At 43.8% G+C, this 13,008-nt stretch carries 9 protein-coding genes; 1 reads left to right on the top strand and 8 read right to left on the bottom strand.

Translation table 11 applies throughout. The features are described from left to right. The coding region (locus A3761_RS03390; protein ID WP_156491559.1) for a bifunctional diguanylate cyclase/phosphodiesterase at positions 1-1,587 on the top strand (1,587 nt) is incomplete at its 5' end. Between the two features lie 98 nt (positions 1,588-1,685). On the opposite strand, the gene A3761_RS03385 is transcribed toward A3761_RS03390, so the two are convergent. The 8 genes from A3761_RS03385 to A3761_RS03350 form a co-directional block, all read right to left on the bottom strand. Beyond that, positions 1,686-2,888 (bottom strand): alginate export family protein, encoded by a 1,203-nt coding sequence (locus A3761_RS03385; protein ID WP_068553591.1) that lies wholly within the window; start codon positions 2,886-2,888, stop codon positions 1,686-1,688. A 251-nt stretch (positions 2,889-3,139) separates the two neighbouring features. Beyond that, positions 3,140-3,982 carry an ABC transporter ATP-binding protein gene (locus A3761_RS03380; protein ID WP_068553593.1) on the bottom strand — a complete coding sequence of 281 codons (843 nt, stop codon included), beginning with the start codon at positions 3,980-3,982 and terminating at the stop codon, positions 3,140-3,142. Positions 3,983-4,045: 63 nt separating this feature from the next. Next, complete coding sequence (locus A3761_RS03375) at positions 4,046-4,960, bottom strand: ABC transporter permease (protein ID WP_068567569.1); 915 nt, start codon at positions 4,958-4,960, stop codon at positions 4,046-4,048. Positions 4,961-5,206: 246 nt separating this feature from the next. Further along, positions 5,207-6,595: a CmpA/NrtA family ABC transporter substrate-binding protein gene (locus A3761_RS03370; protein WP_068515165.1), complete on the bottom strand. Its 1,389-nt coding sequence runs from the start codon at positions 6,593-6,595 to the stop codon at positions 5,207-5,209. A 343-nt stretch (positions 6,596-6,938) separates the two neighbouring features. Continuing rightward, positions 6,939-7,562 (bottom strand): ANTAR domain-containing response regulator, encoded by a 624-nt coding sequence (locus A3761_RS03365; RefSeq protein WP_068749810.1) that lies wholly within the window; start codon positions 7,560-7,562, stop codon positions 6,939-6,941. A gap of 158 nt (positions 7,563-7,720) precedes the next feature. Beyond that, entirely contained in the window at positions 7,721-9,193 is a 1,473-nt protein-coding gene (locus tag A3761_RS03360) for a NarK family nitrate/nitrite MFS transporter (protein ID WP_068515167.1), read from the bottom strand. Between the two features lie 515 nt (positions 9,194-9,708). Then, on the bottom strand, positions 9,709-11,937 hold the full coding sequence (locus tag A3761_RS03355; protein ID WP_068515169.1) for an NADP-dependent isocitrate dehydrogenase: 2,229 nt from the start codon (positions 11,935-11,937) through the stop codon (positions 9,709-9,711). A 254-nt stretch (positions 11,938-12,191) separates the two neighbouring features. Continuing rightward, on the bottom strand, positions 12,192-12,809 hold the full coding sequence (locus A3761_RS03350) for a hypothetical protein (protein WP_068634132.1): 618 nt from the start codon (positions 12,807-12,809) through the stop codon (positions 12,192-12,194). Positions 12,810-13,008 lie beyond the last annotated feature (199 nt).

Below are 13,008 nucleotides of genomic sequence, written 5' to 3'. Positions count from 1 at the left end.
GAGGGGCAGCCAATTTCGATACTGGAAAACAAACTTTCCCTTCCCCCGATCTCCTCTCAGGAGTTGAGTACACAAAGCTTATCGCCTAATACCGAAGGTCTGATTCAGAGTAAACTCAAGTGCACCGATGCAAATGGTGACACGCATTGGATGAAGACCAGTATTTCATTGCTTAAAAGCCATCCCTATCAAGAAACCTCAGAAATATCTCACTATGTGATTACTTTCGAAGATATCACCGATATCAAGAATCATCACGATGAAATGGAACGTATGGCTTTATACGACCCGCTGACAGGTCTAGAAAATCGGGTACTATTCCAGAAGAGGCTCGAGTCAGCAATTCAAAATGCCAAACGTAATATGGTAAAAGCTGCATTGTTGTTTATTGATATAGATAACTTCAAAACCATTAATGACTCCCTAGGTCATCAGGCCGGTGACGAGATTCTAAAATCCGTCGCCAAGCGCTTGAATGAGCATGTAAGGCAAAACGATAGCATTGCTCGTATCAGTGGTGATGAATTTACAGTCTTACTAAGCAACATTAAGAATTACGAAGATGCCAGTAAAGTAACACAGAATATAATCAACTCTTTTGAATCTCCCGTGATCATCGACACTCAGGAAGTCTTTATCACCGCGAGTATTGGCATTAGCGTCACCCCTGAAGACTCGCTTAATGACACTGACCTTATTAATAATGCCGACATCGCTATGTATCAGGCAAAGCAAAGCGGCAGAAACAATTATCAATTCTTCTCTGAAGATATGAACAACGAGATCCGCTATAAAATAAAGACAGAAAAGGAAATTCAGCACAGCATTGAAAACCAAGACTTCTTTTTGGTTTATCAGCCGATTCTCGATTTAAAAGATCAAAGCATTTCAGGCGTAGAAGCATCTCTACGCTGGCAATACACTGAAGAAGATATTCGTATGCCCGATGATTTTATCTCGATAGCAGAAAATGCAGGCAGCATTATTCCTCTCGGTAACTGGGTGCTAAAACAGCTTGTAAAAGATATCCAAAGACTACTTAAAGAAGGCATCAAAGATATTAGCTTTAGTGTCAACATATCGCCTAGACAACTTAAAGACCGTTACTTTGTTTCTGAAGTACGAGCGCTATTTTCCGAACACCCGAACTATATTAAATACCTGCATTTCGAGGTAGTTGAAAAGTGCTTCGTTGACCAAAAGCCCGAAGTGATTGGTCGTCTAAAAGAACTGAAAGATATGGGCGTTCATATTATCATCGATCGTTTTGGTTCAGGCTATGCGTCAATGAGCTACTTGAAACAAGTTCCGGCTCACGCCTTAAAAATAGACCAACGCTACCTTAATGGTCTCCCTGAAAATCAGGCAAACACTAACTTTAGCAATGCAATTATTAGTATGGCTCATCAGATGAAACTTTCTGTTACTGCTGATGGCGTTGAAAATGATTTACAGCTTGCACACTTAAAAAGCCATGGCTGCGACTACGCACAAGGAAGTTTATTCCATGAAGCAATGAAGCTCGAAGCCTTGCTAGAGTATCTCTCTAGCCCACATAAAAAACCGAAAAAAGCTAGCCTGAATTAACAAGAGGAAAGTCTTGTCAACCCGCGACGGGTACGGCACCAGGCTAGCAAAATAAGACCCTGAAGTCTTATTAACGGCTTATAGTTATGTGTCAGACTTTAGAACTTCATTCCAACCCACGCCCACATTACGGACTTATCAGTACCGCCAGAAGGTGCCGAGTAATCAGCATACTTCAGGCCTCCGCTATAGGTTTTATTAAACTTTTTGACTGCCAAAAGATCTATCTCTCTACCCGCGTCAGCACTGCCTTCATCGGTCTCAAAATCATGGTAAACACCCACCAGTTTTACACCAGCGAACTTACCTGAGACTGAAGCATAAGTGTCTACAACACCATTACCGCCACCCGCACCAAACAAGGACTGACCTAGAAATGCATCAGCCCAACCTTCAAACTTATGAACAGTTGCTAAAGGTGTCGCGAACGACTGATTGCCGTCGTCAGATCCTAAGGACGAATACCCAAGCTTGCCTGTCACTCCTGACGCAGTTAGGCCAACCTCAGCCATCATATAATCCATACTGGCATCTTTCGTTTCATTATCTTGCGAAGCATACTCTAGAGCATATGAAACTTTCAGATCTTCACCTGCTAATGTTGAGCCGGTAAAACTTGCACCAATTGTTGATAGCTCATCCCAACCATCTGCGGCACCATAAGGCTCTCCTGAGATCTCATAGTTGTATACCACAGCTTTACCAAAGGGAGTTTGGTAAGCAACATTTAATAGTGTTATATCAGTATCAGCGACATCCGCAAAGGCACCTGAGTTAATTCGGTTTACTTTATAAATATAGGATGCATCTAAAGTAAGACCTTCAATTGGCTTAACCGTAACTCTCGCCGCATCAAAAGTCTGGCGATCTTGGCGCCAACCAACATGACCTACATGACGCTGACCGTCCAAGGCAATCACTTGACGCCCTAGTTTTGCTGTCACCATGTCATTCTTATATTGAATAAAGCCTTGATCGAGCTCAGTTACTTCTGAGTCTAGAATTAATGCATCATCGTCCGCTTCTTCAATCCCCAAAACTTCACGACTATCTTCAAACTCGACCAGTGCAGTAAAGCCTTTGAATTCTGCCGTTTTGTATCCGATTCTCGTACGTAGGGTTAAGGCATCTGAATCAGTGTCATTGCTTCGGTCGTCACTTTCATATCGTAAACGCAAGTCACCATAGGCTTTACCACCTGTAATCGCCTCAGTAATCGTTTCTGGTGCAGCGACAACGCTACTCGAAGCAATGATCGTAGCGATTGCTGTGCTTAATAGGCTAATTGAACGTTTTTTCATTTACATCTCCTAGTTACTTTTTTAAAGGCCAAGCATAAGTCAGTCATTCTTTGTTTATGCTGTGACCCTCGCTATAAATATGGCTTTACTAATTCTTAAGGCATTAAAAAAGCGCTCACAAACAATGCGCTGTGAGATAACTACTGAGCCTCTACTCAACAGTTTTCTCGTGTCGCATTACTTGTGAACGCCGTTGTCCACCTACCCCCTATGTTTACGCCATTGTAAACGGGAGTAATGATTAACTTGTCTTACGCTGCCGCAATACCTGAGGCAGCTTTAGTTTTTTTTACTGAGGCACTAATCGGTTCAACTTTTCGTTGTTTTTCGTACAGGAACTTTAGAACTTCTGATCGAAGGTGAACGTATTCTGGGTCTTCTGCTAAGGCCAATCGATCACGAGGGCGTTCAAGACCAACATCTAATATTTCACCAATCGTTGCCGCTGGGCCATTAGTCATCATGACAATTCTATCTGACAGCAAAACTGCTTCGTCAACATCATGGGTGATCATAATAACGGTATTATTCAGCTCATTCTGGATCTCCATTAAGGAGTCTTGCATATGCGCCCTGGTCAGGGCATCTAGCGCGCCAAATGGCTCATCCATTAACAAAATCTCTGGCTGCATCGCCAAAGCACGAGCGATACCCACACGCTGCTTCATACCCCCTGATATTTCGTCAGGACGCTTATACATAGCGTGATCCATATGAACCAAGTGAAGATTATGTTCTACCCACTCTTTAGTTTCTGCTTTTGACTTAGTTTTTCCGAATACTTGCTTAACGGCCAGCTCAACATTTTCATACGCCGTCAACCACGGCAATAGAGAATGATTTTGGAAGACAACGGCTCGCTCAGGTCCTGGTTCTGTCACTTCTTTGCCGCTAAGAACTACACCGCCATTGGTTGCCTGATGTAGGCCAGCGACAACGTTCAAAACGGTTGACTTACCACAACCCGAGTGTCCGATAAGCGATACAAACTCGCCCTTTTTAATTTGTAAACTCACGTCCTGCAGCGCTGTGAACGGCCCCTTTGGTGTCGGAAAGACCATATCTATATGACTAATATCTAATAATGCGCTCATAATTCTATCCTCAATAAATTCAATCGTATTTCGTTACTTGTAGCTGTTCGGGCAGGTTAAGGCTTAAAGGCCTTTATTATCCCAAGACACTCGCTTTTGTATTTGTAACATTGCGCGATCTAACAAGAATCCGATAAAACCAATTACAACGACTGCTGCCATAATTCTACTTAGTGAATCTGAACTACCATTCTGGAATTCATCCCAAACGAACTTTCCAAGGCCTGGGTTTTGGGCCAACATTTCTGCGGCGATCAACACCATCCATGCGATACTTAAGGACAAGCGCATTCCGGTAAAGATCATCGGTACTGATGCAGGTAAAACAATTTTCTGAACATGTTTCAGAGCAGGTAATCGCAACACCTTACTTACGTTGACCAAGTTATCATCAATGGATGCAACACCCACTGACGTATTGATCACCATTGGCCATAAGCAGCAAAGTGTTACGGTGATCATCGAAACAATAAAGGACTTGGCTACCAGTGGATCTGACGAGACGTAGAGTGCACTCACCAAGATTGTCACCAAGGGTAACCAAGCCAAAGGAGAAACAGGTTTGAACACCTGAATAATCGGGTTAACAGCCGAGTTCAGTGTTTTATTCAGGCCAATGGCAATGCCTAGGGGAATCGCTATCGCTGCAGCCAATAAGAAGCCAGAAGCGACCGTCTTTAAGCTGGTAAAGATCTGATCGAGGAAAGTTTCTTTCCCGGTATACGCTCTGATTTTAGGCACATAAGATGGATCTTCAGCCACTCGTGCCGCATTTCTTTTCTCTTGCCTTTCGTAGAAGGCTTGCTCTTTAGTCCGCTCGGAAACGTGCTCATCATATAAAGAGACGAACTGCTCCATTACCATCGCGGGACCCGGAAACTGCCCCAAAGAAGTTTTAACACTCTGTGCGGCTGCCGCCCAAATAATGAGAAATACCGCAATACCTGCCATGGGTATTGCCAGAGTCTTCGCTGCCATCGCACCAAACTCTAATACCTTATCCAACCAAACAATTGGTTGTTCTATATCGTCCTTAAGAGATGTCGCCGTTGACATAATCTTCTGCTCCTGCTTAAAGCTACTTCAGTTAACTGACGACTCTCGTTCTAACAAACATTGAGAGCCGATCAAGATAAATCTTTCTTAGACAAACTTCGTTATCAGCAGTCAGACAACAAACCCTGGTTCAGGCCAGCATTTGTCGTCCGACATATGTAATACTCTTTAGATCTTGTCGCCTGATTTCAGACCAATTGAGAACTTCTCGATATACTTGTTTGGTTGTGTACCGTCATAAACAATGTTATCGATAAAGTGCGTTTGTGGGTCACGGTAGCCATCTTCAGTAGAGAAGTCTGGGAAGTCAGCCGCTTTCGCTTTACCTTCTTTGATCAAAGACTGCGCCGCACGTGCATAGATATCAGGACGATATACTTTCTTCGCCAAATCTTTGTACCACTCGTCGCTCTTATCTTCAGAGATCTGACCCCAACGACGCATTTGCGTTAGATACCAGATAGCATCTGAGTAGTATGGGTAAGTCGCGTTATAACGGAAGAATACGTTGAAGTCTGGTACTGAACGCTTATCGCCTTTCTCGTACTCAAAAGTACCCGTCATACTGTTTGCAATAACGTCATAGTCAGCACCAACATAGTTAGGTTGTGACAAGATCTTAACCGCTGCTGGACGGTTAGCATTGTTGTTAGCATCTAACCACATCGCTGCACGAATCATCGCTCGCGTTAAACGAACTGTCGTATTCGGGTATTTCTCAGCAAATTCTTTAGTAATACCAAATACTTTCTCTGGGTTGTCTTTCCAGATCTCGTAATCAGTCACTACTGGCACACCGATACCTTTGAATACGGCCTGCTGGTTCCAAGGCTCACCTACACAGTAGCCATAGATCGTGCCGGCTTCCAAGGTAGACGGCATTTGTGGTGGAGGTGTTACTGATAGCAAGGCATCTGCATCGATCTTACCTGTCGTGTCACCCTTATGAGGCGCGTAGTAGCCAGGGTGAATACCGCCCGCTGCTAACCAGTATCTTAGCTCATAGTTATGAGTCGAAACCGGGAATACCATCCCCATGTTAAAAGGCTTTCCATCTTCCTTGTACTTCTCGACAACTGGCTTCAGCGCATCAGCTTTAATTGGGTGAACAGGTTTTCCATCAGCCATCTTTGGAATATTTGGCTTCATCTGTTCCCAAATATCATTTGAAACGGTGATCGCATTACCATTCAAATCCATTGAGAAAGGCGTAATGATATGAGCTTTAGTTCCATAACCCATCGTCGCTGCAATAGGCTGTCCCGCTAGCATATGTGCACCATCCAAGCGACCGTCAATTACGCCATCAAGCAAGACCTTCCAGTTAGCTTGAGCTTCAATTTTGACGTACAGGCCTTCATCCTCAAAGTAACCGTTTTCATAGGCGACAGCTATTGGCGCCATGTCTGTTAGTTTGATAAAACCGAAAGTTAACTCCTCTTTTTCCGGATAGCCTAATTTCTCTGCATGCGCCGCGCCGCTAGTCATACCAACTGCGACACTTGCGCTGATTACTGTTGTCATCGTTGCCGTTTTTAACGATTTAAACCACTTCATAAAACGCTTCCTTTATATCAATGAATCAATAATAAACTTTCAAAAAATCCAAAAAAAAAGGCGCCCACCGATTAGTCGCCTCTAATGAGACCACTAACTGATGAGCACCTTTGCTCGTTCAAACCTGACCGCGCCATTGCGATCTTGTTTGATGTCTTTCTGATCGCCGTTGATAGAAAGACATTATGTTTTGTTTCATGAACGCCTTGCGTTCGTAGATATACTAGTTAAAGCACAAGCCGTGCCAACTTTTTATCCCTTATATATCAACTACTTGACAATATCACGCAGAAATACGACCCATTTCAGTGCACCAAGCACTTACTAACGACTTGCTTTAGGGCTACTCGACATCACCCAATAAGGAAAACACATCAATAATGCTTTCAGCCACTTTCACAATCGGCTGCCCCTTATCCATCGCCAACTTTCTAAGAGAGGTATATGCCTCATCTTCACTCAGGCCCTTCTGTTTCATCAACAAACCTTTAGCCTTNTCTAAGGTCTTTCTTTCGGCCAATTTGGTTTTTGTCGTGTTTAATTCCTTTATTAAACCTTGCTGCTCATGAAAACGAGCTACTGCGATATTAATAATTGAAGGCAAGCGCTGTGGCTGTATATCATCCACAATAAAAGCACTGACACCGGCCTTCACCACCTTCTGAACCAGCGGCGGCGCATCCTTTTCTGAGAAAACAATGACGGGAAGCGGCATGCGCTCTCGAAGTTCGACCAGTTGCTGTAAAGTGTCTTCGTCGGGCAAGTCCATGCCCACCACAAGAATATCAGGCTGATGCTCCTCTGCTTTCTCCAGCATAAGACAAGCATCTGTGACAGTCTCGATTATCGGATAAGCGTTTTCGCGAAGAGCTCTGCGTAACAACGCAGCTCTTGAATCCAAGGGATCAATTAACAGTGCGCGTTCTTTTTGAGAGAGCCCTGTATTTGAGATAACAGCTCTAGTCATACGACACCACCTTATTCATAAATTCAGACACAACTAAGTATGAAATACTCATTCCCTTCTGGCATAGGTCTGATAAATATTAAATGGTAAAAAATAGAGGGTATAAAAAGGAGCGAGCCTGTCAAAAGTACAGGCTCGCAATCAAGTCCTAGCTAAACCTAGCTAACCTCGATCATTTGAACAGTGCCATCAGGTAATACTTCATGCATATGACCTTTAGGCTCATCCAAGAACTGAACCAGAGCCAAGCAAGCCACCGCAGCACCTGCAATCACCATAAAGAAGGTCGATGCATCAACAAAAGAATAGACCGTCAGGAAGGTCACGCCACCCACGTTGCCATAGGCGCCAACCATACCTGCAATTTGGCCAGTCATACGCCGCTTAACCAGTGGCACCATAGCGAACACTGCACCTTCACCAGACTGAACAAAGAACGAACAAAGCAACACTGCCGCAACAGCCAATGGAATCATCCAGGTGCTATCAACTAGGGACAGAATCAAGTAACCGACCGTCAAACCAGCAATCAGAATAGTTAAGGTTTTCTTACGACCAAACTTATCTGATAAATATCCACCGGTAGGACGCGCCGCCAAATTCATCAATGCAAATGCACCACCCAACAAACCAGCCATAACAGGTGTTAGATCAAAGGTTTCCATGAAGAATGCTGGCAACATTGACACAACAGCTAATTCTGAACCAAAGGTAACGAAATAAGCCCAATCAAGAATAGCCACCTGCTTAAACTTATACTGGTCGTTTTCTGGTAGAGAAGTATGTAAATGTTCTTTGTTCACTTGATAGATTGAGTGCATTTGGAAAGCAAACAGACCAGCGAGCACCCCCCATAAAATGTTTGCTGTTGTTGCCGATAGTAGACTTACACCCGCTGGAGATAGCTTCCATGTCAAAACAGCCAAGGCAATATACATAGGCACATTCATCGCGATATAGAACCAGAAATCACGCTTATTACTTACTTCCAAACCACCCGATTTCTTTGGCTTAAAGTAAGTCGAACCTTTCGGTGTATTACGAACATTTTTGTAAAAGATCATGCTATAAACAAAAGCAACAACACCTGTTGTTGCGATAGCATATCTCCAACCATCATCACCACCATATACGTAAGCTGCTACCGCTGGAAGAGTCCATGCTGCAGCTGCCGAACCGAAGTTACCCCAGCCACCATATACACCTTCTGCTAAGCCAACCGTCTTCGCAGGGAACCATTCTCCCACCATACGAATACCGATAACAAAACCCGCACCAATAAAGCCACACAAGAAACGGAATAAGGCTAACTGCTCATAAGTTTGAGCTAGAGCAAAACCCCAACAAAGAAACGCCGACACCATCAACAACAAGCTATAAACAGCGCGCGGCCCAAACTTATCCACCAACATCCCGACAACAATACGCGCTGGTATAGTAAGTGCAACGTTAAGGATCAATAACGCCTTCCACTGGGCATTACTCATATCAAATGCTGCCATAATGAAAGGCTTCATTGGCGCATGACTGAACCACATCACGAAGGTCAAAAAGAATGCAAACCAGGTAAAGTGCAATATTTGTGTCGGTCGACTGGAAAAATCCAATAACCTTAATCGAGCTTCAGACATGCGGGGTTCCTTAAATAGATTGAATGAAAACTAGGCCACCATAATCAAAAGTCGATCCAACTAAGATTTTTTTCTTTACTTTCAACAAGATAAAAACAGATAATTACACAAACGACTTGCGCACAGACAGATTCCAACATATCCTCCAGCCAAAACGCACCATTCTGAAGCAATAGAAAGACTACCTTTTACTTCTCGCACCATATTACGCTCGCAAAACCTAAGCTATCACATGAAACAGCTTTACCAAGGAGCACACCAACTCATTGTGCACTATTTGAACAACCTGCATACAAACAATCTGCCCAAAAATCCAGCGTAAACCTAGGTACCTCAATCAAGACTTACCAAATTGGTGCCTTCATGACAGTGAAGAGCTACCCTACGCTTGACCCAAAGACCTATAAGAACGCTCAACACTACAATCGATAGTACCTTCCAGTCATTTATCTATGAAACTCTGGGCATAAAAAAACCGGCCTGAGCCGGTTCGGTTTTTTTTCACTCAGATACGCTTACAAATTATCAAGCGCTGAATTAAAGGTATCACTTGGTCTCATCGCCTTAGTCGCTTTCGCCACATCAGGATGGTAGTAACCGCCAATATCGACAGGCTTACCTTGCACAACCGTCATTTCAGCAAGAATAGTCGACTGCTGCTCTTCTAATGTCTTAGCCAGCGCTGCAAAGCGCTCTTTTAGCTCAAGGTTATCATCTTGCGCAGCAAGCGCTTTAGCCCAATACAAGGCCAAGAAGAAGTGGCTACCACGGTTATCCAGCTCACCAGACACTCGTGACGGTGACTTATTTTCTTCCAGGAAGATAGCCGTCGCCTCATCAAGCGTTTTCGCTAGGACTTTTGCTTTCTCATTATCATTCTTAATACCCAGATCTTCCAAAGAAACAGCGATCGCTAAAAACTCACCTAAAGAGTCCCAACGCAAGTGACACTCTTCCAGGAATTGCTGAACATGCTTCGGAGCAGAACCACCAGCACCTGTTTCAAACAGACCACCACCAGCCATTAACGGAACAATAGATAGCATCTTAGCACTGGTACCCAACTCAAGAATCGGGAACAAATCCGTTAGATAATCTCGTAGTACATTACCGGTAACAGAGATCGTGTCACGGCCACGAATCAAGCGCTCCATTGTGAAGCGAATTGCCTGATCCGGCGACATGATACGAATGTCCAAACCATCCGTGTCATGATCCTGTAAGTAGGTGTTCACCTTCTTAATCATTTGCGCATCATGGGCACGCTCAGGATCTAACCAGAATATAGTCGGCATACCCGTTGCTCGAGCACGAGAAACGGCGAGTTTCACCCAGTCCTGAATTGGCGCATCTTTAGTCTGACACATACGCCAGATGTCACCCTTCTCGACATCATGCGAAAGCAAGACCTTACCATCTTCATCAACTACACGAACAGTACCGTCAGCCTCTAACTCGAAAGTCTTGTCGTGAGAACCATATTCTTCAGCTTTTTGAGCCATCAAGCCAACATTTGGAACGGTACCCATTGTCGTTGGGTCAAAGGCATCATGATGCTTACAGAAGTTAATAACTTCCTGATAGATGGTCGCATATGTGCGCTCTGGAATAACCGCTTTAGTGTCTTTCAGTTTACCGTCAGTACCCCACATTTTACCACCAACACGAATCATCGCAGGCATTGACGCATCAACGATGACATCACTTGGTACATGGAGGTTTGAAATACCTTTGTCAGAATCTACCATCGCCATTTCAGGGCGTTCTTCGTAACAGGCACGAATATCTTCTTCAATTATAGAACGCTGAGAGTAAGGAAGATCAGATATTTTCTGGTGAACATTACTCAAACCATTGTTAGGGTTCACACCCAACTCTTCAAACTTCGCCTGATGCTTTTCAAAAAGTTCTTTGAAGTAAACAGTAACCGCATGCCCAAATACGATCGGATGCGAGACCTTCATCATGGTGGCTTTAACATGTAGAGAGAACAACAAGTCAGCTCTTCTTGCACCTTCCATCTCTTCTTCAAAGAACTGACGCAAAGCTTTAACACTCATAAACATGCCATCGATCACTTCTTTCTCAATGACAGCTGTCTTTTCTTTAAGTACGGTCACTTTTCCATCTGCTTCAACAAGTTCAATACGAACATTGCCAGCTTTTTCAATTACCGTAGACTGCTCTTGGTCGTAAAAGTCGCCGCTACGCATATGGGCAACATGTGTACGTGACGCCTGACTCCACTTACCCATGGAGTGTGGATATTTACGCGCATAGGCTTTAACGGAAGGTGGCGCGCGACGATCTGAATTACCTTCACGCAGAACAGGGTTTACCGCACTACCCAACACTTTGGCATACTTTGCTTTAATCTCTGTTTCTTGCTCGCTGCCAGCTTCGTCGGGGTACTCAGGAATATCATAACCCTGATCCTGTAGCTCTTTAATTGCTTCTTTCAACTGAGGAATTGATGCACTGATATTCGGCAATTTAATAATATTGGCTTCCGGATGTAGCGTTAATTCGCCCAACTCAGCTAACGCGTCTGGTACGCGTTGCTCTTCAGTCAGTTTCTCGGGGAAGGCTGCCAAGATACGTGCAGCTAAAGAAATGTCGCTCTCATCAACGGACACGCCAGCGGCGGAAGTGAAAGCGTTGAGTATAGGAAGTAAGGAATAGGTTGCCAGTGCTGGCGCTTCATCTGTTTTTGTGTAGATAATCTTGGATATTTCTGTTGTCATTTTTTCCCCAAACTGTACCGGTAGGATAACCAATGGAACTAATTTTACACACTGAGGACCTGACAACTCGTGATCACCAGACCCAGCGAAAATTATGCGTAAACGCTAGTGTAGCTAAAAAAGGAAGAAATTTCCCCTTCTACTTAAGTTTTATAACAAATTCAAAAGAGATAGTACTGAAATAAGATGGCATAATTATGTCAATAAAGGCGATATCCTTCATTCAAGTTTTCTGCTGAGGTTTTGGCCCTCTATTACTCGAATGCTCCATCCAGAATCATCTGACGAAAAAGCGCTGCAATTGACGTTTCTAAAGCCAGGACCTCATCACGTCGAGTAACAATTAAGGAGTAACTTTCGATTTCATTTGCCCCAGCATAAACATCAACACGCCCCTTATTAGCAAAAAACTCTCCCACCAATAGCAACTCCCCCCCGATACGTTCATAGAGCTCCAAAGCCACCAAATAACAGTGAGAGCCCGATGCTGGTAAAATACCAAAAGTCAGCACTGAAGCCGTATAAGACGCACCATCACTTGCCGCATCACCAAGCCCTTCACACGCACCGCCATCAGGGAAGGCAGATATCAACTTCGCCACATAAGTTGCTTCTTCTGGAGAAGCTTTTCTAAACCCAAACTTTGAGGCCACATTCGCGAACATTTGACCGACCTCAAGCGACGAGTGATGCAGCTCATAAAGCCCCCCACCTTCTTGAGACGCAAGAATCAACTGACTTCTATCAACATGCAAGGCAGAAGATGAAATCTTAGCATTACTCGCATTAACTAAATATTGCCTCGCGTCTGACGTCGTTGTTGAACAGGCCGATAACAGGCCCAGCAAACACATCAACAATAGTAATTTCATTTCTATCTGAGCCACAATTTAATCTCACCCTATTTATAGATGGGCTGGCATTCGCTCTCAACACCTGCCGATAAACTTCTAAATCACTGATAAACATAGTAACACGCCACCCATTTCTGAACACTTAAATAACTGTCAGCTTTTTTTACACAATAAACAAAAAAACCATAGAAAGAAAAATATCAAATAACTTATCCTA

It is taken from the genome of Oleiphilus sp. HI0123, assembly GCF_001635315.1.
This window is presented reverse-complemented; position numbering and strand designations above follow the sequence as displayed.